A 25347-nucleotide genomic window follows, 5' to 3' on the forward strand; every position below is an offset into this window, starting at 1 on the left:
TCCGCTCCAGAATAGACTGATGAAAAAGTAAATTAGTTGAAATATGCAAAACAACGACCCTTTAAAACCCGGCTACAACTTTGACGCACACCTTGTGGCTGGGCTTACCCCCATTATCGAAGGCGACGAGCTCGATTTTGTGATTGATCGTCCGAACGGGATGAAAGGGTTCATCATCAACATCACGAGCCAAGGTGAAGGAACGATATTTCATGGTGATGATGCTTTTGATGTCAAAACCGGGGATTTATTGCTATTTCCACCAAGCGCAACGCACTTCTACCATCGTAAAAAAGACAACGCATCATGGTTTCACCGCTGGGTCTATTTTCGTCCTCGTGCCTTTTGGAATGACTGGTTGTGTTGGCATGAACAACGAAGTGGTGTGTATCTCACTCAAGGATTGGATAACAGCACGATTTCTCAGATTGAACGCCTATTCATCGACATTGAGTACATTTCCAAATCAGACATGCCTTATCGAGATGATCTCGCGATTAACTTACTGGAACAACTACTGATTCGTTGTAAAACCATTCAACCTGATGTGGTGAGCAAACCGTTAGATCCTCGTGTTATTGAAGCGATGAACTACATGACGCAGAACCTGAATCAAAATTTCACACTAGAAGACATCGCTGATTTCACCTGCCTGTCCGCCTCACGCTTAGGGCATCTATTTCGAGATGAAGTTGGCATGACCATTACTCAATGGCGTGACGACCAACGTATTAGCCGAGCGAAACAATTGTTGGTCACAACCAACTATTCGGTCAATCACATTGGTCGTATCGTTGGTTATACCGACCCACTCTACTTTTCTCGCGTATTCAAACGTAAAGCCGGCGCAAGCCCCAAGTTGTATCGAGAGCAGATTAGTTGAAGGTTATCTTGAACACTCACTGTGCACTGACTACAATAGCGCACTTTTTTACGGAATTTAGGTCACAAACATGACAGATACAGCAAAACCAGATCTACCAGATCGCCTAGCAGGTAACCCACGCAGCCCATTCTTCATCAAAGAATGTTTTGAGCACCAAATCGGTATCCGTTTCAACGGTAAAGAGCGCACTGACGTAGAAGAATACTGCGTGAGTGAAGGTTGGGTAAAAATTGCGTCTCCTAAAGCGAAAGACCGTTTCGGTAACCCAATGCTGATCAAACTGAAAGGCGAAGTTGAAGCGTACTACGTGTAAGCAACTCTCGTTCAGTCGAATCTAAAAAGCTCGAGTCTTACTCGGGCTTTTTTAATGCCTACGTTTTGTTGTATTCGCACTGTTTATCTTTTAAACCAAACAGTTACATGACAAATAATTAGTAAACCATTTTCGTGATCCTACTTCGTGTTTTAGCGATAAAGGTCGTTTGGCTCGGCGGGTTTGGGATTCGTTTCACAGTTTATTCATGAGTCAAACCTAGACTGAAAAAATCCACCTTTCTAATTCGAAAAATAACAAAACTAGGATTCACCCATGAAGAAGAACCTCCTTGCTATCGCCCTTGGCAGCGTAATTGCGCTGACAGCAGCCCCTTATTCACTGGCCGCCAACGATTCTACAATCCAATCTTCCGCAGACTACTCGCAACTGGTGACCAAACGTCAAGTTGTCGACCAACTTTTGAATGACGCCGTGGAAGCCTTTAAATCGCCGGCGCGTATATCTCACGCTGGTTTTACCGCGAAAATGCCGAGCAATATGGAGATAGTTACCGACCGATTGCTAGAAGCTTACCAACTTGAGCCATACCGCACCGACCTACTCATTTCTGCGGCAAATGCGCAGATTTACAACAAGAACGTCGATCGAGCAATTGAGCTGTTCGAACAAGCCTTGGCAGTGGCGCCGGACGATGTAGATTTACACGCTTATCTTGCGGTGTGGCAGCGCTTTAAAGGTAATCAAGCCGAATCAGATCAACACATGACAACGCTGGCCAAACTGAATGCCGGCAAAGCAGCAGACATCAACCGCATTTTCGACACAGTAGATCGCGTTTTGGCAACGCCGCTGAAAGAGAAAGCCGATAAAGACAAACTGGACGACAAAGGCGCGATTGTTACCTTGGGTTATGCGCTCAATCCCGATGGTTCGATGCATCAAATCTTAGTCGAACGTCTACAAACCACGTTAGCAATGGCGAAAGCGAACCCAGATGCGATAATTATTTTGACGGGCGGCGTACCAAAGAACCATAAAACTGAAGGTAAATTGATGGCGGACTGGCTGATTGAAAAAGGAGTCAGCAAAGACCGCATCATCGAAGAAAACTACGCCACCAGCACGGTGGGCAATGCCCTGTTCAGCAGCTACGCCTTGGCGCGCCACAACATCAAACACGCGACCATTATCAGCTCGGCAAGTCACGTGCGTCGTGGCCAAACCTTGTTTGAAATCGCTAGCTGGCAAACTGGCCCGCAGGGCATCACTTTCGACACCGTAAGTTACCCAGACAAACCCCTCAAAGACTTAGCGAAAGCCAGCGAGAGCGAACTACTTGGCATTTACCGCGATGCGCTGCGTACTTACGGTATGTGGAGTTATCGCTCTTACCCGTTGGAGTCGCGTTAACCCTTATCGCCCCATTCAAATCGAAAAAAGCCTGCACGTTCGCAGGCTTTCTTGCATTAGAACAGTATCTAAAGCGATTAGATCGCTTCGCCATTTACTGTAACTGCGACGTCAATGTTGCCACGAACGGCATTTGAGTATGGGCAGACTTGGTGGGCAATGCGCGTCAGCTCTAGTGCTTGTTCTTGTGGTAGGTCTAACTCTGCCGCGAGGCCAACGGTCAAAGCAAAGCCACCGTTTTCATTCGGACCAATGCCTACTTCAGCTGTCACAGGAGCGCTCTTTAGCGCTACTTTTGCTTCACGCGCAACGTGCAAAATCGCGTTAGAGAAACAAGCCGAGTAACCCGCTGCAAACAGTTGTTCTGGGTTCGTTGCTGCGCCTGTGCCACCCATCTCTTTTGGGTAAGCAAGTTCAAGATCCAGCAGACCATCGTTGGTTTTTACTTGACCATTACGGCCAGCCAGAGCGGTAGCTTGAGTTTTGTATAATGTTGTCATGCAAATATCCTCTTTGATTTAAGTTGCGCGCAATTTAATTGCTTGCAACCTTACATCGAAACAACGATAGTTTGCAACTATATTGTGCACAATTTATTTTTATCGCCTTTATCGAGATTAAGCCCATGAGCCAGTGTTACTCCCCAAGTACATTGAATGCAGAAGAAAAATTGTTACTAGAGAATCAAGTCTGCTTTCCGCTATACAGCGCTGCTAACGCTGTGATTCGCGCGTACCGACCGTTGTTGGACGCACTTGATCTCACCTACTCGCAGTACTTGGTAATGATGGTATTGTGGGAAAAAGATGGCACGAGCGTAAAACAGCTGGGATCACAGCTTCACCTCGATTCAGGAACGCTCACCCCGTTGCTAAAACGCTTAGAAGCAAAAGGCTTTGTGAGCAGAGGAAGAAGTGAAACCGACGAGCGCGTACGCGTATTGAACCTTACCGAAGCAGGCAGAGCACTTAAAGATCAGGCGAAATCCGTCCCTGATGCCATTGCCTGTAAGTTCACGTTGGATCTAGAAGAATTGATGACGCTAAAAACGCTCTGCGAGAAAGTGCTCGATAAGCTCAGCTAACCGCCAAGCCCTTTATAAACTCCTCTCAATAGCTAAAAGCCTGCCATTGCAGGCTTTATTGATCTCATTGCTTTCATACACTCTTTCTATTGCCATTCTTCAATAAAACCTATCAACTTCTCGCGTCTATAATCGGATTTCCCTATTAGCGAAAATAGGATTTGTCTATCAATAGGATAGTTACAAGCAATTTTCCTTAAACACAATCCGATGCGAATATACTTTCCGAAAGCAAGAACTGCTCACCCTAAAACATTCTGAGGAAAGTAAAAAATGATTAATACAAAGATCAAACCATTTGCAGCTACAGCATACAGAAACGGCGAATTCGTTGAAGTAACAGAACAAGATGTTCTAGGCAAATGGGCTGTATTCTTCTTCTACCCAGCAGACTTCACATTCGTATGTCCGACAGAACTAGGTGACCTAGCAGACCACTACGAAGAGCTACAAAAACGCGGCGTTGAAGTGTACTCAGTATCAACAGACACACACTTCACTCACAAAGCTTGGCACGATAGCTCAGAAACAATCGGCAAGATCCAGTACTACATGCTTGGCGACCAAACAGGCAACATCACAAACAACTTCGGTGTGATGCGTGAAGGTCAAGGTCTTGCAGACCGTGCAACGTTCCTAATCGACCCAGAAGGTACTATCCAAGCAATGGAAATCACTGCTGAAGGTATCGGTCGTGACGCAGAAGACCTACTACGCAAAGTGAAAGCAGCTCAGTACGTAGCAGCGCACCCAGGCGAAGTTTGCCCAGCAAAATGGAAAGAAGGCGAAGAGACGCTAGCTCCTTCTCTAGACCTAGTAGGCAAAATCTAAGCCACTGAATTTAAGCTCAATTTGACATGCTAATTGACGCTTAACTTAGAGAGCATTCCAGGTTAGATACCTTGACGACCTTCTGCCTGGTTTGCTCTCTCCCTACTGATTTTATCCAGAGTAACCACTCTTTTGTTTATTTAAGGTAACAACAACTATGTTAGACCAAGCGATCCAACAACAACTCAAACAATATCTGGCTAATGTAAAAGAAGACGTTCGTCTAGTGGTTAGTCTAGATGAAAGCAAAGCATCGAATGACATTCTGTCTCTAGCGAACCAAATTGCAGAGATGAGCGACTTTATCACCGTTGAACGTGACGACAACGCAAGCGCACGTAAACCAGTGATGACGGTGACGAACCCAGTAAAAGGTACAGCACTCCGCTTTGCTGGCTTACCAATGGGTCACGAATTTACCTCTCTGGTATTGGCATTGCTGCACTCTGGTGGTCACCCAATCAAACTAGAGCCGGAAGTGATTGAACAAATCGCAGCGCTAGATAAAGAGTTGGAAGTTGAAGTGTTCATTTCACTGTCGTGCCAAAACTGTCCAGACGTGGTTCAAGCGTTCAACATGATGGCGGCGATCAACCCGAAAGTGAAAGCAACCATGATCGACGGTGCACTATTCCAAGATGAAGTGAAACAACGTGACATCATGGCAGTACCAAGCGTATTCGTAAACGGAGAGCTATTCGGTCAAGGCCGTATGTCTCTAACTGAAATCCTAAACAAAGTGGATGACGGTGCGAGCGAGAAAGCAGCCAAAGCACTGAACGAAAAAGACCCATACGACGTGCTAGTTGTCGGCGGTGGCCCTGGTGGTAGTGCAGCAGCACTATACGCAGCGCGTAAAGGTATTCGCACTGGTGTTGTCGCTAAACGCTTCGGTGGTCAGGTGATGGACACCATGGCAATCGAGAACTTTATCTCGGTAAAACGTACTGAAGGTCCAAAACTGGCGACTGACCTAGCAGAGCACCTAAAAGAATACGACGTAGACGTCGTGACTGAGCAACAAGCGCAAAAACTGATGGGCGCAGCACACACAGACGATGGCTTGATTCATATCCAACTTGAAAGCGGCGCAACGCTGAAAAGTAAGAGTGTCATCCTAAGCCCTGGTGCTCGCTGGCGTGAAATGAACGTTCCGGGTGAGCAAGAGTACCGCAACAAAGGCGTTGCGTACTGCCCACACTGTGACGGCCCGCTATTCAAAGGCAAGAAAACTGCGGTTATCGGTGGTGGTAACTCAGGTATCGAAGCGGCTATCGACCTAGCAGGTATTGTTGAGCACGTAACCGTTCTTGAATTTGCAGACGTACTTCGCGCAGACCAAGTGCTTATCGACAAAGCGAACTCTCTACCAAACATCGACATCATCACGATGGCGCAAACCACAGAAGTAGTGGGTGACGGTACTCGCGTAACAAGCTTGAAGTACAAAGACCGTAACACAGATGAAATCAAAGAGATTGAACTGTCAGGTATCTTTGTCCAAATCGGTCTAGTACCAAACACAGAATGGCTAAAAGATTCAGAAGTAGCGCTTTCTGAGCGCGGCGAAATTGAAGTTGGTAGCCGTGGTGAAACCAGCCTAGAAGGTGTCTTCGCAGCCGGTGACGCAACGACGGTTCCTTACAAACAGATCATCATTGCGATGGGTGAAGGTGCAAAAGCAAGCTTAGGCGCGTTTGATTACCTAATCCGTAAACAAGGTTAATCTCCAAATTTCTTGAACACAAAGCGCACGGTGCAGTGTTTTCTTCCCCTGAAAACCAATCGGGGCATCGTGTAGAACGGAGTGGCAAGAAAGAAAAGCAAAAACCTAGAAGCCCAAAGACTTTGCCAGCAGGTACTAACTGCTGGCTTTTTTGGTTTTTGGGAGGGTTGCAAGCACATAACCCAACTCGCAGATTCAAAGCACCAACCCCACCTAACCTCCCCTTGTATCAAGCTTCGAGGAGCGCGCATAAAAAATTCCAAAATAGCTCTTTACCTCGACTTAACTTGAGGTTTTAGCATGTTCATCGTTGGCTAGGAAATGACAAAAAGGAGCACATCATGATCCAACTAGAACATATTAATTTAGTCGTGAAAAACATCCCTGAAATGCTGAAGTTTTATCAAACTGCATTTCCACATTGGTACGTGCGTGACGAGGGGGAAGGTACATGGAGCGGCAAGCATAGAAACTGGCTGCACTTTGGCGACGAGTATCAATACATTGCGATGAGTGACCACGGTGAAGGTGAGAACCGCGAGTTGGGCGGCCATCAAGTTGGACTAGCGCATTTTGCTTATGTAACCAATAACGTCGATGCCATCATCAAAAGACTGACCGATGCAGGTTATCCAATTGCCCAACCTGGGGCTGATGAGCCATACCGCAAGAATGTGTATTTTGTTGACCCTGCAGGTTTTGAGATCGAATTTGTTGAATACCTGACAGATGACCCAAAACTTCGTAACCTGACAAGCTAAAAGAGACGTAAATAATAAAACGCCAGCAGATGGTGACTACTGGCGTTTTGGTTTATCTATCAGGTTTCTTTATCGCATTAGCGCTGTTTGGCAAAAACCTGAGTCCAGTAATACCCGTAGCTTGCCGAGTGATTTTCGATAAGCGACGCGCCCATCTGATCGAAATCCGCACTCATGATATTGAGGCAGTGACCTTCGCTCGATAGCCAAGCATTGACGACGGCGTTAATGGAGCTTTGCCCTACGGCGACATTCTCACCAATAGCGCTCCAAGCATAGCCCGTTGCGTTGACTCGATCTGACAGCGTGCTGCCGTCAGAGCCTGTATGACTCATGAAATCGCTGTTCGCCATATCGCTCGAATGTCGATAAGCAGCGCTTTCCAAATCGTAGCTCCAAGTCAGTGCTCCAACAGGTGGCATGGTGGTTGCGCCACACTGTTGTTTGGTAGAGCGAGCACTGTTGACCGCTGCGAGCATCTGCTCGGCAAATGTGCCTTGTGACGATGTGGAACCTGTGTTTTGAGAGCCGTTTTCTACAGGTGCTGACGACTCCCCGTCGCCGCCACATGCGCTGAGAAGTAGGGCCAAAGCAGGCACTAAGATCTTAGTTGGCATTGTCTTTCCTTTATGAGTAACGAAGAGCAAACTGCGCTTTTCGATAATAACGCCCAATAACCTAACAAAAACCAATAAAAGCACCATATGGCTTGGGGGGTTTTAACCAAAGACTCACATGAAGTTTTCAATCACCTTGGTTCGGTTGGTAAATCGGCAACGTTTCAGCCCACGTATGGAATGGCGTTTCATCCATATCCTGTATTGCTTGAGTGATAAAATCGATGAACACCCTCACTCGGGCAGGCACATATTCCCGGTTAGCATAGAGAAGATACACGCCATTTCCTGCTTGACGCATGCTCGGAAATATCGGCACTAAACGCCCGGCTTTGAGCCAATCTCTCGCGATAAAGTGAGGAATCTGAGTTAACCCTAAGCCTTCTGCGCAAAGCTCTGCCATCGATTCGCCGTCGTTTACAATAAAATTTCTCTCGGGGTTGTACTCACTTGTGCCGTCTGGTTCTGGCATCCGAATCGGCAACAGTTTCCCCGTTTGTTTAAAACGAAAACGAACCCAAGAATGGTCATTGAATGCGTTTGGGCCACTCGGAACACCATGCCGTGTTAAATAATCCTGACTACCACAAATAATAAAATCGATAGGACTCAGCTGGCGCACAATCAACTGGCTGTCCTGAACGACACCAGAACGAATCGACACATCAATCCCTTGTTCAATAATATCAACGTAGGCGTCATCGTAATGAATATCGATAGTGATGCTGGGGTAGCGGCGGCAAAACTCTTTTAATAAAGGGCGAATGTAAAGGCGACCGTAGGAGACCGGCACATTAATCTTAAGCAGTCCTGAAAGCGCATCATTGTGGCTTTTTAATGAATCCTCACACGCCGTCAGTTCGTCCAGTACAAACCTAGCGGTATTTGCGTATCGACGACCAGCTTCTGTCAGACGGATCTGTCGCGTAGAACGCTGGAACAGCTGTATTCCCAAGTCGCTTTCAAGACGATGGATTGCCTTACTCACTGTAGAAGGGTCTGTGCCATGCGCTTTGGCGGCTGCAGCAAAACTGCCACCTTCTAAAGTGGCAATAAAAAATCGTAGGGACCGTATCTTATCCATAAAACTCGAGCATTCCATTCGTGAACTTTCTTCACTTTAGTAAAGACAAACTAGCTCTTCAATCACCAATCAGCCCAAATATAATGAATCTCAATAACTTGATGCTCTGTTAACGAGGAAAAAACAATGGGTAAAAATGGATTAAAGAATGCACTAAAACTACTAATAGCGACCTTAGTCCTATTCTTTGGGATGCTTCAAACGGCACATGCGGCGGATAAACGCATTGGCATTCTGGTTTACGACGGCGTACTGACCTCTGATGTCACTGCGCCTTTAGAGGTCTTTGGCGTCGCAAGTCGTCTGACTTGGTTTAGTGATTATGAAGTGCTCACCATTTCCGTCTCTGATCAGAAAACCATCACCACTGAAGAGGGATTAAAAATTGGTGTGGATGCTTGGATTGGCGATCAGCCGGAACTCGACGTGCTGGTTTTAACATCCAGCTACGACATGGATGCGCTAATCGAAAACAAGGATCTCATTCACTTTATTCAAACCACATCAAAGGCGGCAGATTGGATGGCAAGTAATTGCTCTGGTGCGTATCTATTGGCCGAGGCTGGCCTTTTAAACGGTAAGAAAGCAACGACGTGGGCAGGAGGTGAAAACGGACTACAAAAAGACTATCCAGCAGTTGATGTACAGTTCAACCAGAATTTTGTGGTTGATGATGGAGTCATCACCTCAAACGGCAGCCTAGTCAGCTATCAGGCCGCCCTTAAATTACTGCATCTCATGACTTCGGAATCTAAAGCTCAAGAAGTCGCAGACGCCCTTCAATACTCACGTTTTTCTACCCAGCCATTTTAAGCGGGCAAGGACGAAACCGCAGGTAACCTTCGGTGTTTCAGAGGTTACCTTGCAGCCCACTTCTACACTTCAGGTCTTAATGTTATGGAAAAACAAAAACGTTACGAAACACTAACGAAAGAGCGATACCAAGATATCTATCGTCTCGCATATTGGCTATGCAAAGATCAACACATTGCTGAAGATTTGGCGCAAGAGACCTTCCTGAAAGCGTGGCGATTCTTTGATAACTTAAATGATCCCAACGCCGAGAAGTCTTGGCTCATCACTATTTTGCGTCGTGAGAATGCTCGGCGCTTTGATAGAAAGCAGTTCGATTTTGTTGACATTGATGAGTGTGCAATACAGACAAAAACCTACCCCGGCAGTGACCACGACATGGCCCAAGATTGGCTTCAAAAACAAATGATGATTCTCGACCCCAAATACCGAGAGCCATTGCTCTTGAGCCTAGTGGCAGGGCTGAATCATGATGAGATTGCCCAAGCCTTAAGGCTCAATCACAACACGGTGGCGACTCGATTATTCAGAGCGCGCAACCAGCTCATCGCGCAGCAAGGAAACCATTAAGACAGAAGTTCCTACTGGTATGAAGCTCACCTAGCCACCAAGAAAACTTGGTCAATCATGCCAACTAACTGGCTATGCTCGGGTCTATTTCATAAGTCGTTACATAACTTGGTGCGTTAACGCTTTACATCTGGCGTTACTGGATGAACACTTCCACCCAAAGTACAATGGCAGCGACATAATAGAGTCAGTAGGAAATTATGAGTAACACGACGGCGAAAAAGTCGAATCCCCTATTCGAGATCCTTTTTAACGTATTCATCCCTTCGTTCATCTTGATGAAATACAGTGGTGAAGAGCACCTAGGAACCGCAATGGCACTGGTTGTCGCTTTGCTCTTTCCTGTGGTTTACGGCGGTATGGATCTCATCCGCAACAAGAAGTTTAACTTTATCTCAGCACTTGGTTTTATCAGCGTATTATTAACTGGCGGCATTGGCTTGTTGGAGCTTGATACTCGCTGGTTAGCCTTGAAAGAAGCCTTGATTCCCGGCCTGATCGGCATCGCGGTATTGGGCTCCACTTTTACCCGCTACCCATTGATGCAAAAAATGGTATTGAACGACACGGTTTTGAACCTCGCGTTGATTAACGAGCGTTTGAGAGAAAATGGTAAAACCGATGCGTTCGAACGTTGCCTAATGTCTTCGAACTACTTGTTCGCAAGCACCTTTGCATTCTCATCTGCAATGAACTACTTCCTTGCTACGTGGATCGTCACCAGTCCATCAGGCACCGCGGCCTTCAATGAAGAGCTCGGTAAGTTGACACTTTACAGCTACCCGATGATCGCCATTCCTAGCATGTTGATGATGTTTGGTATTTTTTACTACATTTGGCGTCAAATTCGCGCGATGACGTCTCTTGAAACTGAACAAATTTTCCACATAAAGTAAAACCTCAGCACTCGAAATACTAAGGGGAAGAGCCCTCTTCCCCTATCTTCCACCCGCCCTTTTCTATTCCATAGCTTTCCATTTAGATTCACTCATCCGTCACTCAGTGTTGACCACGTTCACATTGATAGGGGCGACTTTCGCTCTTTTTATGAAAACCCACATAAAAAATGCGACAAAAATGAACAAGTATATGAAAGTCATGGTGCATTGCTTATCCAACTGATTTAACATGAATTTTTTAAAACCTTGCTGCATTTATAAAAAATATGTTCGGATCAAAAAAATTAAAAATGGAAAATGAGGCGCTTAAGCAGGAATTAGCGAGCCTTAAAGACAAGTACCAAACCGACGTTGAGACGTTGGAACGTCAGTTAAAAGAAGCCAAACAACTACTGAACACCGCGCAACAGCGTTACGAAAGTAGCGACGAGTTGATGTCGAGCAGCTTGAAAGGCGGAGATATGCTCCAAACCATTCGCACAGCGATGGTCGAAAGCGCTCAATCTATGGCGCATGAAAACGAGGAGCTAAAGCTGCTTGATGATATGTTCAAGCAAACACATCAAGCACTCGCACGTCTGGATGACCGAGCCGTAAAAATCAGCTCACAAGCCACTCAAAGCATTGAATCTGTGCAGATATTAGATAACACCGCGACTTCTATTTCCCACCTTGTATCTACTATCCAAGAGATTTCTGACCAAACGAACTTATTGGCTCTCAACGCAGCGATTGAGGCTGCACGCGCTGGTGAAGCAGGCCGCGGATTTGCAGTGGTGGCGGACGAGGTAAGAAATTTGGCAGGCAAAGCCAGTGAAGCGAGCGAACAAATTGATTCGCTGGTTAATCAGGTGCTAACCCAAGTCAGCTCAATCAAAAGCGCGATTGATGAAAACCAAATCTGCGCAGAAGAAGTATCCGCCTCTTCGGCGCAAATTGGCTCAATCGTCAACGAGGTGGTTGTCAAATCAGAGCACATGAAACGGGTGATCCACTTTGCGTCTACCCGCTCTTTCCTCGATACGGTCAAGCTTGATCATGCCATTTGGAAAAACAACATCTATCGCTTACTGCAAAGTGGCTCTTTTGGTGAAACCGTCAATAGCCATTCAGAATGTCGATTGGGCCAGTGGTACTACCGAGGTGACGGCAAAGCATATAGCCAACTAAGAAGCTATGCGCAGCTCGAAGCGCCACACAAAGGTGTGCACGATAGCGGCCGTGATGCAATGAACCACGCGAAGTCAGGAAATATGGCCGGCATGGTGACCTCCATCAACTCGATGGAAGACGCGAGTGAGCAAGTGGTGATTCACATTGACCGCTTGATGGATGAAATCATCGCAAACTAAGACTTATGCCTCCCTTTGTTTTTATTGCGATGCAAGGGGAGGTAGCTGCGTTTCTAGCCATTCGATAAACGCCGCATTTTTCGGTCTGTGCTGCTGGCCGTTTAAACAAATCAAATCGTACCCTCTCCCTGCGTTGACGCGTTCAAAAGGCGCGACCAGTTCTCCCTTTTCCAAACTGGTTTGCACTAAAGACGCCCGCGCCATTGCGATGCCCATGCTGTTTTTGGCGGCAATCATCGCCATATCGGCATGGTTAAAAAGGTAGGTTTTCTCCATCACATTGAGCGATTTCAGCTCAGGGTTGCTTTGGCTTGCTAACCAGCTCTGCCATTCATGATTTGGCTCGTTCGCTTCTAACGATTCAGTGCAATGGATAAAGGTCACGGCCTCAAATTGGTTGGCACTACTCACACCATCGGAGAAATGTATTTGGCTGTATTCAGGGCTACAAACCGGCATCAACTCTTCATCAAATAGCCTTTGATGATGGAACCCCGGATGCTCGCTGTCACTGTAGTAAATCGCAATATCAACGGGCTCATGTAAGAAATCTAATCGGCTTGCCTTTACTCGAAGCTTGATATTGAGAGAAGGATACAAACGCTGAAATTCCACCATACGCGGCAGTAGCCAACTCTGTGCAAACGTGGGGGCCACGCCGATGTAAAGCTCGCCACGCAGCTCGTTGAATTTGATGTCTTCAAGCTCAGAGAAAATCACCTCAAACGATTGGTTAAGCGCGTGCAGTAACCGCTCTCCTTCTTTGGTCAGCTCTAATCGCCGAGTCATACGCACAAATAAGCTGAAACCCAGTTGTTCTTCCAGTGACTTAATGCGCTGGCTCACTGCCCCTTGGGTAATAAACAACTCTTCAGCGGCTTTGGTAAAACTGAGACACTTACCAGCAACGGCGAAAGTGTACATATTGGAGAGCATCTGCTGTTTTCTGTCCATCTTGGCACTCAACATAAATTAGAAGGGCTAATGCATAGCAAGTTTAAATTGGTTTGTATAGCGAATCACGATGCTTTTTAATCAAACTGTCTTATCCATAACGAGAAACAGCACGATGAAAAAGAATCTAAAAATTACCATTATTGGCGCAGGATCCAGTTACACGCCTGAGCTTATCGAAGGTCTCATCAAGCGCAATCATGAACTGCCTATCGGCGAGTTGTGGTTGGTCGATATTGAAGATGGCAAAGAGAAAGTCAGCATCATTGGCGACTTAACACGCCGTATGTTGGCGAAAAACAACCTGTCTCATATTGATGTTCACGTCACGCTGGATCGCAAACCCGCATTAAAAAACGCCGATTTTGTCTGTTCTCAATTTCGCGCGGGTTGTTTGGAAGGTCGTATCCGCGATGAACGCATCTCGCTTAAATACGGCATGATCGGTCAGGAAACCAACGGTTTAGGCGGTTTTGCTAATGCCTGTCGCACCATTCCTATTGCGTTGGAAATCTGTAAAGAGATGGAAGAATTGTGTCCTGACGCTTGGCTGTTGAACTTCACTAATCCATCGGGCATGGTGACCGAAGCGATTCTCAAACACACCAAAGTAAAAGCGGTCGGTTTGTGCAATGTACCAGTGATCATGCAAAAAGGCATCGCGCAAATGCTGGGCGCTGACGAGCAAGACTTTGTATTGCAAGTCGCGGGTTTGAACCACTTTATCTGGGCGCGCCAGATCCTGCATGAAGGTCGCGATAAGCTGCAAGAGGTAGTCGAAGCGATCTTATCGGGCAACGATCCTCTCGTTCCGCAAAACATTCCTCCATTCGAATGGCCAACAGAACTGCTGCGTAATATGGGGATGATTCCATGCGCATACCTTCGCTACTATTACACCAGCGAAGACATCATGAAGCAGGAAATTGAAGAAGCGAATGGCGAAGGCACACGCGGCGAAGTGGTCAAAGCGATGGAGAAACGTCTGTTCGATATCTACCGCAACCCAGAGCTTAACGAGAAACCAAAAGAACTCGAAAAGCGCGGTGGCCAATATTACTCAGAAGCGGCCTGTGAGCTGATGAGCTCTATCTACAACGACAAGCGCACCATCATGCACGTGAACACTCGCAACAACGGCGCGATTTCGGGCTTGCCGGACGACTGCACTGTGGAAGTCAGCTGTATGATCACTAAATCAGGGCCAGTTGCTTTGAATGTTGCACCGTTCCCAACAGATACACTGCGTCTAATTCAATTGATGAAGGATTTTGAATCGCTCACTGTCGAAGCAGCGGTCACAGGCAACCGCAACGCGGCGCACCGAGCGTTGATTCTGAACCCACTGGTCACAACAGGAACGATTCTAGAGCAGGCATTGGAAGAGACAATTCAAGCGAACCTCGATTACATGCCGCAGTTTCGTTAATCCTAACTAAAATGCAAAAGGGAGGGTGAGTGCCATCCCTTTTTGTGTTCACATGGTTAGAATAATCTTGCCACTCCGCGCTAGTGATTTTTCTTCAATTTGTTCAATCGCAGTTTGAAACGCTTCTAACGGCAAGTAGTGTGCAACTGCGAGCTTTATATCATTGGCAATAAAGTGTTTTAACATTTCAGCGAATACCGTCTTTCTCCCGCCTTTGCCTACCGATTCTTCCCAATACCGCAAAAAGAAGGTGCTAAAGTCGATGTTGTTGGCCTTCACGGACTCAAAAAACACTGGCGTATAAGGCGCTAACGACAATGTTCCGTAGTTGATGTATTGGCCATTTTCTTTCAAGGTACGAATGAGATCCGTGCCAGCCTCACCGCCTATCGCATCCAAAGCGACCGTTGGTTGTGGCAGTTTGCGCGTTTGCAGTTGCGCGTGTAAGTCTTGTTTTGCGTCCAACACTGGAATCGTATCGTACGGATACTCTTCTGGCTTTGAAGTCACAGCAATCAGTGTAAAACCCAGTGAATGAGCAAGCTGGGCAAATATCTTACCGATCGCTGACCCTGCCGCATTGATGATCACCACATCACCTTTGTTCAACTTAGCCACTTTCGTGGTGATAACCCACGCGGTTAGCGCGTTGATGTACAACTGGCAGGCATAGCCGTTATCCAAACTTTCAGGTAGCGGAAAAAGATTCTCGGGCGAAGCATCGATGTAGTATTGCCAAGTCCCACTCATCGCCACCAACACTTTTTGCCCAACTTGAAAGCCAGTGTGACCGACAGCACTGACTTCCACCACACGCCCAACCGCTTCAAATCCCGGCACACGAGGTGGTACGTGAACGCGGCGGTATTGCCCAACCCCATGAATGGAAAGCAAGTCACTTGGGTTAATATTGGTGGCTTCCAGTCGCACCCGAACCTTACCCAGAGCAAGCGGTTTGAGGGGCTCTTTTTCCAACGACAGCGACGTTTTGGGTTGACCAAAACAGAATTGATTCACTCGTGTATTTATCGTTGGTGCCATTATTATTCATACCATGTAATTGAAATTCAAAAAGGAAGTTTCGTAACTTCTACTCAAAAACATTAAGTGAAGTCGAAGCTCTGTATTTCTACCTGCGCGATGCGCCGTTCACTCTAAACTGTTGTGGCGTCATATCAAAATAGGCTTTAAATGCTTTGATGTAGGATGAGTCGTTTTGATAACCCACTAGGTCTGCAATGGCTTGGATTGACAACGATTCATCTAACAAAGAAAGCGAGTAAATTAGCCGAATTTGTTGCCGCCAAAGCAGAAATGAAGTGTTGAATTCCTTGGCGAACAACCGTGATAAAGTGCGCTCAGACGCGCCAATTTTCTCTCCCCACTCTTTTAGCGAACAGCTCAACGCGGGCTCGTCGGTCAACTGCTCGAAAATCAGTTTTAGTCTTCTGTCTTGTGGCAGCAATAACTGAAATGTCTGCACGTTGCTTTTCAAAATTTGATCATGCAACACCGCCAGCAAATGCAGCACTTCTTCGTGGCTTGTCTCACCTTCACACTGTCTGCGGATCTCTTGTAAAAGCTCATTTAAAAACGGCGTTAAAGCAATGGTTCTCACTTGTGGCTCGTACGTTGCGCCAAACTCAGGGTTGAGGTAAATGCCAACAAATATCGTGTTGCTTAGAGCAATCGACTCGTGTTGAACGCCCGCAGGAACAAATAACGCAGAAGTGTGCGGAACCAAATGCTGATAATGCTCCGTTTGTGTTTGCAATAACCCTTTAATAGGAAAGATGATTTGATGCCAAGTGTGTTGATGCAACGCATCAATGTAACCTTTTGGCATGTCGATGGTTTTCACCAAAACAGGAGAATGGGGATTCGCGGCCATCATCTCATTGGAGGTGATGACGCCTGACTTCGAATCAATTTGGCGAGTTAGCATTGTTGATTGTCTTTTCATCCCTATTCCGACACAAGTTCTCTAGGCTATCATGCTCCGCATCGTGAATGAAGGTAAACACTTTATCTCTCATTCAAATAATAAGGAGGTTACATGAAGAAAATCGGCGTCGTAAAAGCTGTGCTAGCAGGGAAAACCGTCCCTTATGCTCATGGAGCGAAAAGCGCAATCAATAAACAAGTGCTGCCTGAGCGCCAGCACGCAACAGAGCTTGGTTTTACCAGTGATGAGCAAGGCGATCCGCGCTTTCATGGTGGCATTCAAAAAGCGCTTCATATTTACCCAAGCGAGCACTACCCAATCTGGCAACAAGAATTAGGCGAAAGAACCATTTTCCAATCCGCCGGCGGCTTTGGCGAAAACATCAGCTCCGAAGGCGTAACCGAATCCACGATTTGCTTGAACGATAAAATTCGCATCGGCTCAACACTACTGGAAGTGTCGCAAGGTCGCATGCCTTGTTGGAAACTTAACGTACGCTTTGACCAACACGACATGGCGAGAAGACTGCAAGATACGCTTCGAACAGGCTGGTATTTCCGAGTGCTGGAAGAAGGCGATATCGGTGCAGGTGACGAGATTATTCTGTGTGAAAGACTTTATCCAGAATGGCCACTGGCTCGCATCATGGGCGCGGTTTTCACTGGCTGCCTGGATAAAACAGAGCTAAGCCAACTGACAGAACTGCCATTGGTTGAATCTTGGGGCAAGTTGGTCGAGCGCCGCCTAGAAACTGGCGAAGTTGAAGATTGGGAAATGCGCTTGGTTGGCCCAACGGCGGGTTAACACCCCAAAGTAAAATTTTAAGCCACGCTCTGAACCGACTATGCCGTCAAGAGCGTGTTTTTTGGTTTACTTCGCACTCGGGGCTGGGCGTTTCGACTTACCTTGGAACTGCTTAATGCTCTTCTTAGCATGAGTTCGGCGGTTGGCTTTTTTATCGCGTGGCGCGCGTTTGCTCTCGCCAGTTGATGGCTTATCCGTTACTGGAAAACCAACCAGATCTTGCACTGGCAATGCACGTTGAGTCAGGTGACGAATCGCGTTTAGTGCGTCCATTTCACCATGACATACCAATGATATAGCCACACCTTGTTCGCCTGCGCGAGCGGTACGTCCTACTCGGTGAACATAAGTTTCTGCATGCATTGGCAGTTCAAAGTTGATCACTACAGGTAATTGCTCAATGTGAATGCCGCGCGCTAGTAGATCGGTGGCAATCAACACCTGAATTTGCCCAGATTTAAACTGCGCCAGTGCTTCTTCTCGCTCATCTTGACTCTTATTGCCATGCAGCGCATTGGTTGAGATGCCCGCTTTATTCAGCTTCTTCGCTAAGCCATCGGCGTTCTCTTTCGCACCAATAAAGACTAACGCCTGAGTCCACGCGTTTTTTTGAATCAGTTCAATCAATGCCTTGGTTTTACTGCCTTTGTTGACGAGGTACAGTGTTTCAGCAATATCTTGGTTGGTGCTATTTTCTTGATGCGCTGCAACTTGCTTTGGTGCCTGCATAAGCAGCTTCGCTTTATCCTTCAACTCATCTGAAAACGTAGCCGAGAACATTGCGGTTTGACGCTGGTTTGAAATCTGCCCTGCAATATTTTGTACGTCAGGCCAAAAGCCCATGTCCAACAAACGGTCGGCTTCATCCAATACTAGATAATGAACATTGCTCAAATCCAAGCCATTGTTTGCTAGGTCAACCAAACGACCTGTCGTCGCGACAAGGATATGAGGATTTGTCGCTAGCGCCTGCTGTTGTTGCTCTTTATCAACGCCGCCACACAAACACACTGCGTTGAATTCAAGAACTTGACCAACTTGGTTGATTGCTTCACTCACTTGCATTGCCAGCTCACGAGTTGGCACCAAAATCAGCGCTTTTTGCTCTGGATTGACACTCAGCTTTTCCAACAAAGGCAAACCATAAGCAAGGGTTTTGCCGCTGCCTGTATTTGCCAAAGCCAATAGATCTTGACCAGCCAACAGCTCAGGAATGGCCAACGCTTGAATATCGGTCGGTTTCTTGAAGTCTTTTGGCAGTGCGTGAATCAGCTCAGAACTCAATGAGAGAGTAGAAAATGGCATTAGCGAAACCTTGTACTTTTGGTTGAAGAAGCAATAAAAACAATGAAGATGCGGTAAAACGCAGGCGCGGACTTTATCACAATCTGTTAGGTGAACCATCCTATTTTAGGCGCTTAAACCAAGCGGCGCCGATGCAAATATTCAGAAAACAAAAAAGCGCCGAGCCGAAACCCTGCGCTTTTAAAAACGGTTTTACATTGTAAATCGTTACTTGGTGTAGAAAGCGATTGAACACATCTCCCAAACCCAAAACAATCAGTTTTTGGCGTCTAACACCGAATCCAATACTGATTGAGCATTACTCGCAATACTTTCATCACAGCACTGCTTTAAAACCAGAATGAAATCATTCAGTTCTTCGGCAGACACGCCATTATTCATGCTGATGTTGTAGTGAGCCGCAAGCTGGCTGTTCACTCCTTTGATATTTGCCAGCGCTGCAATCGTGGCAATTTCTCGTTGTTTCCACGTCAGGAGGTCACGCGCGAAAATGTCACCAAACAAATGGGCTTTTAAGTACTGATCTATTTGAGGTGAAAAGTCGAACAGCGGGCCTTTGACTTGCATACCGACCAGCGTTGTTTGGTTCTGACTGCCTAGCTCTAAGCTGCTTTTATCTGCCGTCAACGGCGTCGATTCACGCCCTAATATGTCGGTAATACCACGATTTTTGCGCACTTCAACTACTTCCATAAAAGCAGCCAATCCATTCAAACTGCGGGGAAAACCTGCGTAAGCGTATAGTTGAGCGAGAACTTCTTTAATCTCATTGATCGTTAAGCCGCTTTCTAAACCATCATTCAGGCTAATCTTGAGTTTTTCTACGTCACCGCTTGCGGTGAAAGCCGCGATTGGAACGATGGCTCGTTCTTTATTACTCAATTTATCTGTTGCAAAAGCAGGCATAACGGCGGATATCGTTGTCATAGTCAGTACCCAAATTAATATGGACTTGATTGAAGTTTTAATCGCGATCATTGTCAGAACCTTCCGTTGGTTGACCACACGCCGAAGCGACTTGAGGAGCCATAAAAGCGACACCAATGAGCGCAATCTGTACGCTCATGTAAGTTTGATATTTACTTGGCTTGCCTGTCATTGCCAGATGTCCGACGTCCTTAAGTTAGCGTTCAATTAGCCAAGCTCGGCGTACTCTTCGTCCGTCACGGGTTGACACCACTCATTGCTTGCTCCTTCGGCGGGTATTTCTATTGCTACATGTGAAAACCAGCTGTCTTTAGCTGCGCCATGCCAATGCTTAGTGCCAGGCGCAATATGCACGACGTCGCCCACGTTGAGCGCTTGCGCTGGCTGACCAAATTCTTGATACCACCCACGGCCTCCCGTCACGAGCAAGATTTGTCCGCCTTCGTGATGAATGTGCCAAAAATTACGGCAGCCCGGTTCAAACGTCACATTTGCTACGAGCAGCCCCGGTTGGTTGAGCAACGCCAAGTAGCTTGTCCCCGTGAAGTAATCGGCATACGCTTCGTTCTTAGCCCCGAAATCAAAAATGCCATGGCCGTTAAATACTCCGGCTTTTAGTGATTGTGGAATCTGTGTTTTTGCTGTGTGATTAACCATTGCTCTACGTCTCTTTATGGAATGCAGGATGCGTATCGAGCATTCGCCAAACTGTGTAGATAACGTTAACGCCGCAGGCCATTTATCGTTAGCCTATTCATGGCTAATACTTGCCTAATTTTCCAAACAATTGGACTTACATTTTGGTACTAGAGACGACCAACCGTCTCTTCTTCTGCCAAGAACAATAAATAAACCATTAATTTAAAAGCAAAATAAGTAAGAATAGAGATTGAAAACGTTTAAATTGGAACGGTTCAAAATCGCACAAAAGGAAAACAGCGCCTTGCCTGATAATCTTTACTTCGCAAAATGTCGTGATATACATTGAATAACAACCTCAATAATCCGAGAGCCTTTTCGCGATGTCAGATTTATCACCTACCAGCTTACCAAGTAGAGCATTCGCCACTCAGAAATTAGCCAAACTGATTGATCGATGGACGGGAGACGCAAACCAATACGACACGCCAATTTCGGGGTTGAGGTTCAGTCGTTGGACAACCCCGACACCGCCTACGAGCTATACCCACAATCCAAGTATTTGTCTTATCGCGCAAGGCAGGAAGCGAGTCTTATTGGGAGAGGAAAGCTTTATTTACGATGCCAACCACTTCCTGATTTCTTCTGTCGATCTCCCTATCATTGCCAACATTATCGAAGCCAGTGAGGAGCAACCTTATTTAGGGCTGATCATGGAGCTGGATTTGACCGAGATTTCCCAACTGATTGTCGATAGCGAACTTGCCTTTACTCAATCCAAAGAAGCGCAAAAAGGCATTGCTGTCGGTGAGTTGTCGGAATCTCTATTGGATGCGTTTGTACGTTTAGCAGAATTATTAGACGAAGGCCAAAACATCAAAATTTTAGCGCCCATCATTAAACGGGAGATTTTTTATCGCCTTTTGATGAGTGAGCAGGGCACGCGTCTCCATCAAATCGTGACTGCGGGCAGCCATAGCCATCAAATAGCCAAAGCCATCGACTGGCTCAAAAACAACTTTGTCAAACCATTAAGTGTTGGAGATTTGGCTTCGTACACAGGTATGAGTAAATCGTCGTTTTACACGCACTTTCGCTCCATGACGTCCATGACACCATTACAGTTTCAAAAGAAGTTACGCTTAAGTGAAGCACGCCGATTGATGCTGACAGAAAACTTAGACGCCATGGCTGCGACATTCAAAGTCGGCTATGAAAGTCCGTCTCAATTCAGTCGGGAATACAGCCGCTTGTTTGGCGCACCGCCGTCTAAAGACATCAAATCGCTAAGAGAAAATTTGGGCTAAATTGGCACAAAAAAGCCGTTAGTCTGTACTGCCACAGAGCTAACGGCTAAAAACCCATGAAGAGATCGCTTCATCAGCACTTCACTGCGGCTGACAAAAAATGTGTAGTTTATTAAAGCACAGCCTTGCGACTCGGTAAGAACACTTCACCCAACATGCAACGTACAGAACCACCACCAATAGATTCTATGGTGGAAACGTCGAATGGCAGCAATTTACCGTGTGTCGCCAATTGGTTTCTTTGTGCTGGTGAGAATGCATCGTACGCCGATTGAGACATCGCAATCACCTTGTCGCCGTTGATGGTTTCCAGTTGCAGAATGTTGCCACAGAACTGGTTCATCTGATCAAGCGAAATTGAGATAACTTGTTTATCTTTTGCCAGAGACTTCAAAACAAAACGACGCTCAAATTCTGGGATCACTTCATCACAAATCACACAAAACTGCTCACCCACAGCCATCATCACGTTGGTATGGTAGATCGGCGAACCCGATGGCAAACGGGTTTGGAATGAAATCACGCGCTCAGAACCAATACGATTCGCGTAATCTTCCAACACTAGGCGGTCACAACGCTGTGACAACGCGGCATAAACGGTTTTGTTTAGATGGTCAAAAACCATCACACCAGTGCTTTCTAGGTACGCGTGATCGCCTAGGTAATCCGTTAGACTGCTTTGCTGATGAACTTCACGTCCTGCAGCGGCTAGCGCGGCAATTAACGCTTCTGGGCGCACCTCATGCTGACGGTTTTCACACGCCATTGGGAAGGTATAAAGCGTGCCGTCTGGTGTCGTGCTAAACCAATTGTTTGGAAATACCGCATCTGGCGTCGCAACATCAGAAACTGGATAGTCAAATTCCACCACTTGCACTCCTTCTTGGCGCAACGTGGCAACCATTGCCGAAAATTCAGCCATGGTTTTTCGTGATACTTCTTTCTGGCTCAATGACACCTGATGCTGAAACTCATTGTCTTGCGCCGTTTCTTCATTAAAACGAAATTCTTTAGGTGGCACCATCACTACGCAGTTTGCGGTTTGGCGCAGAGCACTTTGTGTGCTTTCTTCTTTCCCATCAGCAAATTGGGGTACTGATTCGTGTAATAGCATCCAATATATTCCTTATCTCTAGAATGGAGAGATTGTAAATTTATTGTTAACTTCAGTTTTGCTGTTTTCGCGATTATTTCCATTCTCTAAAAGTAATTTTTCCTGCAATTAGACAGCGAAACACGATTTTTTATTGTCACTTTGCTGGTTTACGCTTTTGTGGCTCGGACATGACAAATACAATAAATGGGATATTTCAATTCAGTTCATAACCAACTAGTTACATTTAAAAGGCGATCGGTTAGACTATTTTTTCGCCCCTCTCACAAACTCGTCTGCTTTTCTGGCTAGCGGACAACGATATTTCTTACCACCTATCTCGGTGCGCACTGCAATGTCCAAGCAGTGTAAATCGATGGATTCAGTAGACCGAGATGGCATTGTTTTAACTTTAGGATGAGTTATGTTTAAACGATTTGAAGGCTTCACAGAGCCGTTTCCCAAATCTACGCCCGATCAGCCCCCTTCAGGGATTTTTGCCTTTCTACGCCATTACACCCGAGGGTATGAAAAGCCACTGATCATCATGTCACTGATGTCGACGATTGTTGCCATCGTTGAAGTCATGCTGTTTGGTGCAATGGGCCAACTAGTAGACTGGCTTTCCACCAGTAATCCAGAAACCTTTTTGCAAGATAACCGAGCGGATCTGATTTTTTACGGCGTCTTACTTCTGGTTGTAATGCCACTTTTGGTTGTTATCTACTCTTTGCTGGTGCATCAAACCTTGTTGGGTAACTACCCAATGTCCATTCGCTGGCTTGCTCACCGTTATCTGCTCAATCAGAGTCTGAACTTCTATCAAGATGATTTTGCAGGGCGCGTTGCAACCAAAGTGATGCAAACCTCTCTCGCAGTACGTGAAACGGTCATGAAGAGCATGGACGTGTTTGTCTACGTGACGGTTTACTTCACCAGTATGGTCGTGATGTTAGCAGCTGCAGATTGGCGTTTAATGATTCCAATGATTGTCTGGCTTTTGGTTTACATCGCGATTCAGATTTACTTTGTACCGAAACTGAAAGATGTAGCCTCTGAGCAAGCCGATGCGCGCTCAACCATGACAGGCCGTATTGTCGACAGCTACACCAACATCCAAACCGTGAAGCTGTTTTCACATAGCCAACGAGAAACCCAATATGCCGAACAAGGCATGAAAGGATTTCTCAACACGGTTTATCGCCAAATGCGCTTGGTAACAGGCTTTGACGTGGCGGTTGAAATTTCCAACTACATCTTGGTGTTTTCCGTCGCGGCTTTGTCGATTTATCTGTGGTTAGACAGCGCGATTAGCGTCGGTGCCATTGCTATTGCGGTCAGCCTAGCACTGCGCGTTAACGGCATGTCGATGTGGATCATGTGGGAAGTAGGAGCCCTGTTTGAAAACATGGGTACTGTCGTGGATGGCATGAAAACACTGTCCAAACCTATCGATATCCAAGACAAACCGAATGCGAAAGACTTGGTCGTATCTCAAGGTGGCATCCAGTTCGATAACGTCAGCTTTCATTACGGTGAAAACAAAGGCGTCATCAACCATCTGAATCTCGACATCAAACCTGGCGAAAAAGTCGGCTTGGTTGGGCGCTCTGGCGCAGGCAAATCCACGTTGGTGAACTTGCTGTTACGCTTCCATGATGTGGAAGAAGGCAGCATTAAGATTGACGGTCAAAACATTGCTGACGTCACGCAAGATTCGTTGCGCTCGAAAATTGGTATGGTGACACAGGATACGTCTCTTTTGCACCGTTCAATAAGAGATAACATCTTGTACGGCAACCCAACCGCCTCAGAAGGGGAACTGCTTAAAGCGACGAAACAAGCGCACGCTCACGAGTTCATCGAAACACTGACAGACCCATTTGGCAATGTCGGCTACGATGCGCAAGTTGGCGAACGAGGCGTGAAGTTGTCTGGTGGTCAGCGTCAGCGTATTGCTATTTCTCGTGTGTTATTGAAAGACGCGCCGCTGTTGGTACTGGATGAAGCAACTTCAGCTCTGGACTCAGAAGTCGAAGCGGCTATCCAAGAAAGCTTGAACGGGCTCATGCAAGGCAAAACCGTGATTGCAATAGCACACCGATTGTCGACCATCGCCCAGATGGATCGCTTAATCGTTCTCGACAAAGGTAACGTCGTAGAGCAAGGCTCGCACCAAGAGCTGATCGCTCATAACGGCATCTACGCACAGCTTTGGGCACACCAAACTGGCGGTTTTCTTGGTGAAGAACTAGACAATCAGCAAGCTTCTTAACACCGCTTCATCCCTTTAAAAACGGCGCTTAAAGCGCCGTTTTTTATTCTCGAATTACATGAGCACTGAACTGACGAACTCACTTATTCTCATTTATGAAACACCAACAATGATGAAGATCACACTTTTTCTGCTAATATAGCGCCTCGTTGCGTATCTATTGCAATGGACACAATGCAGAGTACCTAGCTGAATTCATTTGTCGTTTCACTTTTTGATAAGCAGCTATACTCAATAGATGGCTTAGTTATTAAATTAACAATAAGGTAATTAGCTTATGTGTAAATGTGGTTCAATGCAGATCGTACAAGTAAAACCTAGTTGGGCTGACAAGCTATTCGGCTATTCAGAAAGATGGA

Annotated in this window: 26 protein-coding genes and 1 pseudogene; 16 read left to right on the forward strand and 11 right to left on the reverse strand. The window is 46.3% G+C overall.

Annotation, left to right across the window (positions count from 1 at the left end):
* The first annotated feature begins 43 nt into the window (after positions 1 to 43).
* The 3 genes from araC to DYB02_RS19875 all read left to right on the forward strand — a co-directional run bounded on the left by araC (position 44) and on the right by DYB02_RS19875 (position 2573).
* A complete protein-coding gene (gene araC / locus DYB02_RS19865) occupies positions 44 to 883 on the forward strand; it encodes an arabinose operon transcriptional regulator AraC (RefSeq protein WP_025537384.1) in 840 nt (279 codons plus the stop codon).
* Between the two features lie 70 nt (positions 884 to 953).
* Entirely contained in the window at positions 954 to 1199 is a 246-nt protein-coding gene (locus DYB02_RS19870; protein ID WP_029804291.1) for a DUF3297 family protein, read from the forward strand.
* Between the two features lie 276 nt (positions 1200 to 1475).
* Positions 1476 to 2573, forward strand: coding sequence for a YdcF family protein (locus DYB02_RS19875; RefSeq protein WP_029804292.1), 1098 nt, complete (start codon positions 1476 to 1478; stop codon positions 2571 to 2573).
* A gap of 77 nt (positions 2574 to 2650) precedes the next feature.
* Here DYB02_RS19875 and ohr read toward each other — a convergent pair whose 3' ends face one another.
* A complete protein-coding gene (ohr, locus tag DYB02_RS19880) occupies positions 2651 to 3073 on the reverse strand; it encodes an organic hydroperoxide reductase Ohr (RefSeq protein WP_005460420.1) in 423 nt (140 codons plus the stop codon).
* A 125-nt stretch (positions 3074 to 3198) separates the two neighbouring features.
* Here ohr and ohrR point away from each other — a divergent pair, with 125 nt between their 5' ends.
* The 4 genes from ohrR (at position 3199) to DYB02_RS19905 (ending at position 6975) form a co-directional block, all read left to right on the forward strand.
* Positions 3199 to 3657 carry a transcriptional regulator OhrR gene (gene ohrR / locus DYB02_RS19885; protein WP_029804293.1) on the forward strand — a complete coding sequence of 153 codons (459 nt, stop codon included), beginning with the start codon at positions 3199 to 3201 and terminating at the stop codon, positions 3655 to 3657.
* A 273-nt stretch (positions 3658 to 3930) separates the two neighbouring features.
* Positions 3931 to 4488, forward strand: a complete 558-nt coding sequence (gene ahpC / locus DYB02_RS19890; protein ID WP_029804294.1) for an alkyl hydroperoxide reductase subunit C — start codon at positions 3931 to 3933, stop codon at positions 4486 to 4488.
* A 157-nt stretch (positions 4489 to 4645) separates the two neighbouring features.
* On the forward strand, positions 4646 to 6214 hold the full coding sequence (ahpF, locus tag DYB02_RS19895; protein ID WP_015313693.1) for an alkyl hydroperoxide reductase subunit F: 1569 nt from the start codon (positions 4646 to 4648) through the stop codon (positions 6212 to 6214).
* 341 nt (positions 6215 to 6555) lie between these two features.
* Positions 6556 to 6975 carry a VOC family protein gene (locus DYB02_RS19905; protein WP_005484664.1) on the forward strand — a complete coding sequence of 140 codons (420 nt, stop codon included), beginning with the start codon at positions 6556 to 6558 and terminating at the stop codon, positions 6973 to 6975.
* Positions 6976 to 7052: 77 nt separating this feature from the next.
* On the opposite strand, the gene DYB02_RS19910 is transcribed toward DYB02_RS19905, so the two are convergent.
* Entirely contained in the window at positions 7053 to 7592 is a 540-nt protein-coding gene (locus tag DYB02_RS19910; RefSeq protein ID WP_029804296.1) for a CAP domain-containing protein, read from the reverse strand.
* Between the two features lie 127 nt (positions 7593 to 7719).
* On the reverse strand, positions 7720 to 8676 hold the full coding sequence (locus DYB02_RS19915) for a LysR family transcriptional regulator (RefSeq protein WP_029804297.1): 957 nt from the start codon (positions 8674 to 8676) through the stop codon (positions 7720 to 7722).
* Positions 8677 to 8802: 126 nt separating this feature from the next.
* On the opposite strand from DYB02_RS19915, the gene DYB02_RS19925 reads away from it, so the two are divergent.
* The 5 genes and pseudogenes from DYB02_RS19925 (at position 8803) to DYB02_RS26195 (ending at position 12310) form a co-directional block, all read left to right on the forward strand.
* Entirely contained in the window at positions 8803 to 9489 is a 687-nt protein-coding gene (locus DYB02_RS19925) for a DJ-1/PfpI family protein (RefSeq protein ID WP_025500881.1), read from the forward strand.
* An 84-nt stretch (positions 9490 to 9573) separates the two neighbouring features.
* Positions 9574 to 10059, forward strand: a complete 486-nt coding sequence (locus tag DYB02_RS19930; protein ID WP_025524590.1) for a sigma-70 family RNA polymerase sigma factor — start codon at positions 9574 to 9576, stop codon at positions 10057 to 10059.
* 200 nt (positions 10060 to 10259) lie between these two features.
* On the forward strand, positions 10260 to 10955 hold the full coding sequence (locus DYB02_RS19935) for a VC0807 family protein (RefSeq protein WP_005477491.1): 696 nt from the start codon (positions 10260 to 10262) through the stop codon (positions 10953 to 10955).
* A 548-nt stretch (positions 10956 to 11503) separates the two neighbouring features.
* Positions 11504 to 11881 (forward strand): annotated as a pseudogene (locus tag DYB02_RS26190) (methyl-accepting chemotaxis protein); the annotation flags it as partial.
* 54 nt (positions 11882 to 11935) lie between these two features.
* A complete protein-coding gene (locus tag DYB02_RS26195) occupies positions 11936 to 12310 on the forward strand; it encodes a CZB domain-containing protein (protein WP_373271963.1) in 375 nt (124 codons plus the stop codon).
* 21 nt (positions 12311 to 12331) lie between these two features.
* On the opposite strand, the gene DYB02_RS19950 is transcribed toward DYB02_RS26195, so the two are convergent.
* Entirely contained in the window at positions 12332 to 13264 is a 933-nt protein-coding gene (locus DYB02_RS19950; protein ID WP_021448252.1) for a LysR substrate-binding domain-containing protein, read from the reverse strand.
* 115 nt (positions 13265 to 13379) lie between these two features.
* On the opposite strand from DYB02_RS19950, the gene DYB02_RS19955 reads away from it, so the two are divergent.
* Positions 13380 to 14693, forward strand: coding sequence for a 6-phospho-beta-glucosidase (locus DYB02_RS19955; RefSeq protein WP_021821156.1), 1314 nt, complete (start codon positions 13380 to 13382; stop codon positions 14691 to 14693).
* A 48-nt stretch (positions 14694 to 14741) separates the two neighbouring features.
* Here the strand turns inward: DYB02_RS19955 and DYB02_RS19960 are convergent, their stop codons facing one another.
* Complete coding sequence (locus tag DYB02_RS19960) at positions 14742 to 15734, reverse strand: zinc-dependent alcohol dehydrogenase family protein (RefSeq protein WP_021821157.1); 993 nt, start codon at positions 15732 to 15734, stop codon at positions 14742 to 14744.
* 88 nt (positions 15735 to 15822) lie between these two features.
* Complete coding sequence (locus DYB02_RS19965; protein WP_025507538.1) at positions 15823 to 16638, reverse strand: AraC family transcriptional regulator; 816 nt, start codon at positions 16636 to 16638, stop codon at positions 15823 to 15825.
* A gap of 111 nt (positions 16639 to 16749) precedes the next feature.
* Here DYB02_RS19965 and DYB02_RS19970 point away from each other — a divergent pair, with 111 nt between their 5' ends.
* Entirely contained in the window at positions 16750 to 17442 is a 693-nt protein-coding gene (locus tag DYB02_RS19970) for an MOSC domain-containing protein (RefSeq protein WP_029804302.1), read from the forward strand.
* 66 nt (positions 17443 to 17508) lie between these two features.
* Here the strand turns inward: DYB02_RS19970 and DYB02_RS19975 are convergent, their stop codons facing one another.
* The 4 genes from DYB02_RS19975 to DYB02_RS19990 all read right to left on the reverse strand — a co-directional run bounded on the left by DYB02_RS19975 (position 17509) and on the right by DYB02_RS19990 (position 20331).
* The gene (locus DYB02_RS19975) at positions 17509 to 18747 is read right to left on the reverse strand and encodes a DEAD/DEAH box helicase (protein ID WP_029804303.1); all 1239 of its coding nucleotides are present in this window, start codon (positions 18745 to 18747) and stop codon (positions 17509 to 17511) included.
* Between the two features lie 255 nt (positions 18748 to 19002).
* Positions 19003 to 19653 carry a carboxymuconolactone decarboxylase family protein gene (locus tag DYB02_RS19980; protein ID WP_021452860.1) on the reverse strand — a complete coding sequence of 217 codons (651 nt, stop codon included), beginning with the start codon at positions 19651 to 19653 and terminating at the stop codon, positions 19003 to 19005.
* A gap of 58 nt (positions 19654 to 19711) precedes the next feature.
* Positions 19712 to 19846: a hypothetical protein gene (locus DYB02_RS25995; protein WP_005461377.1), complete on the reverse strand. Its 135-nt coding sequence runs from the start codon at positions 19844 to 19846 to the stop codon at positions 19712 to 19714.
* A gap of 35 nt (positions 19847 to 19881) precedes the next feature.
* Entirely contained in the window at positions 19882 to 20331 is a 450-nt protein-coding gene (locus tag DYB02_RS19990; RefSeq protein WP_029804305.1) for a cupin domain-containing protein, read from the reverse strand.
* Positions 20332 to 20696: 365 nt separating this feature from the next.
* On the opposite strand from DYB02_RS19990, the gene DYB02_RS19995 reads away from it, so the two are divergent.
* Positions 20697 to 21620, forward strand: coding sequence for an AraC family transcriptional regulator (locus DYB02_RS19995; RefSeq protein WP_025540660.1), 924 nt, complete (start codon positions 20697 to 20699; stop codon positions 21618 to 21620).
* Between the two features lie 112 nt (positions 21621 to 21732).
* On the opposite strand, the gene DYB02_RS20000 is transcribed toward DYB02_RS19995, so the two are convergent.
* Entirely contained in the window at positions 21733 to 22734 is a 1002-nt protein-coding gene (locus DYB02_RS20000) for an arginine deiminase-related protein (RefSeq protein WP_029804307.1), read from the reverse strand.
* Positions 22735 to 23137: 403 nt separating this feature from the next.
* Between DYB02_RS20000 and DYB02_RS20005 the strand changes: the two genes are divergently transcribed.
* The gene (locus DYB02_RS20005) at positions 23138 to 24988 is read left to right on the forward strand and encodes an ABC transporter ATP-binding protein (RefSeq protein WP_029804309.1); all 1851 of its coding nucleotides are present in this window, start codon (positions 23138 to 23140) and stop codon (positions 24986 to 24988) included.
* Positions 24989 to 25347: the final 359 nt, after the last annotated feature.

The sequence above is a fragment of the Vibrio parahaemolyticus genome (assembly GCF_900460535.1).
Taxonomy (GTDB): Bacteria; Pseudomonadota; Gammaproteobacteria; order Enterobacterales; family Vibrionaceae; genus Vibrio; species Vibrio parahaemolyticus.

Coding starts and splice junctions, on each gene's coding strand:
- DYB02_RS19915 (WP_029804297.1), bottom strand. CDS start 8,676: ATGGATAAGATACGGTCCCTACGATTTTTTATTGCCACTTTAGAAGGT.
- DYB02_RS19935 (WP_005477491.1), top strand. CDS start 10,260: ATGAGTAACACGACGGCGAAAAAGTCGAATCCCCTATTCGAGATCCTT.
- DYB02_RS19875 (WP_029804292.1), top strand. CDS start 1,476: ATGAAGAAGAACCTCCTTGCTATCGCCCTTGGCAGCGTAATTGCGCTG.
- ohr (WP_005460420.1), bottom strand. CDS start 3,073: ATGACAACATTATACAAAACTCAAGCTACCGCTCTGGCTGGCCGTAAT.
- DYB02_RS19870 (WP_029804291.1), top strand. CDS start 954: ATGACAGATACAGCAAAACCAGATCTACCAGATCGCCTAGCAGGTAAC.
- DYB02_RS19910 (WP_029804296.1), bottom strand. CDS start 7,592: ATGCCAACTAAGATCTTAGTGCCTGCTTTGGCCCTACTTCTCAGCGCA.
- ohrR (WP_029804293.1), top strand. CDS start 3,199: ATGAGCCAGTGTTACTCCCCAAGTACATTGAATGCAGAAGAAAAATTG.
- DYB02_RS19905 (WP_005484664.1), top strand. CDS start 6,556: ATGATCCAACTAGAACATATTAATTTAGTCGTGAAAAACATCCCTGAA.
- DYB02_RS19970 (WP_029804302.1), top strand. CDS start 16,750: ATGAAGAAAATCGGCGTCGTAAAAGCTGTGCTAGCAGGGAAAACCGTC.
- DYB02_RS19965 (WP_025507538.1), bottom strand. CDS start 16,638: ATGCTAACTCGCCAAATTGATTCGAAGTCAGGCGTCATCACCTCCAAT.
- DYB02_RS19950 (WP_021448252.1), bottom strand. CDS start 13,264: ATGGACAGAAAACAGCAGATGCTCTCCAATATGTACACTTTCGCCGTT.
- DYB02_RS25995 (WP_005461377.1), bottom strand. CDS start 19,846: ATGACAGGCAAGCCAAGTAAATATCAAACTTACATGAGCGTACAGATT.
- DYB02_RS19930 (WP_025524590.1), top strand. CDS start 9,574: ATGGAAAAACAAAAACGTTACGAAACACTAACGAAAGAGCGATACCAA.
- DYB02_RS26195 (WP_373271963.1), top strand. CDS start 11,936: ATGAAACGGGTGATCCACTTTGCGTCTACCCGCTCTTTCCTCGATACG.
- DYB02_RS19990 (WP_029804305.1), bottom strand. CDS start 20,331: ATGGTTAATCACACAGCAAAAACACAGATTCCACAATCACTAAAAGCC.
- araC (WP_025537384.1), top strand. CDS start 44: ATGCAAAACAACGACCCTTTAAAACCCGGCTACAACTTTGACGCACAC.
- DYB02_RS20005 (WP_029804309.1), top strand. CDS start 23,138: ATGTTTAAACGATTTGAAGGCTTCACAGAGCCGTTTCCCAAATCTACG.
- DYB02_RS19960 (WP_021821157.1), bottom strand. CDS start 15,734: ATGGCACCAACGATAAATACACGAGTGAATCAATTCTGTTTTGGTCAA.
- DYB02_RS19925 (WP_025500881.1), top strand. CDS start 8,803: ATGGGTAAAAATGGATTAAAGAATGCACTAAAACTACTAATAGCGACC.
- DYB02_RS19975 (WP_029804303.1), bottom strand. CDS start 18,747: ATGCCATTTTCTACTCTCTCATTGAGTTCTGAGCTGATTCACGCACTG.
- DYB02_RS20000 (WP_029804307.1), bottom strand. CDS start 22,734: ATGCTATTACACGAATCAGTACCCCAATTTGCTGATGGGAAAGAAGAA.
- DYB02_RS19955 (WP_021821156.1), top strand. CDS start 13,380: ATGAAAAAGAATCTAAAAATTACCATTATTGGCGCAGGATCCAGTTAC.
- DYB02_RS19995 (WP_025540660.1), top strand. CDS start 20,697: ATGTCAGATTTATCACCTACCAGCTTACCAAGTAGAGCATTCGCCACT.
- ahpF (WP_015313693.1), top strand. CDS start 4,646: ATGTTAGACCAAGCGATCCAACAACAACTCAAACAATATCTGGCTAAT.
- DYB02_RS19980 (WP_021452860.1), bottom strand. CDS start 19,653: ATGCCTGCTTTTGCAACAGATAAATTGAGTAATAAAGAACGAGCCATC.
- ahpC (WP_029804294.1), top strand. CDS start 3,931: ATGATTAATACAAAGATCAAACCATTTGCAGCTACAGCATACAGAAAC.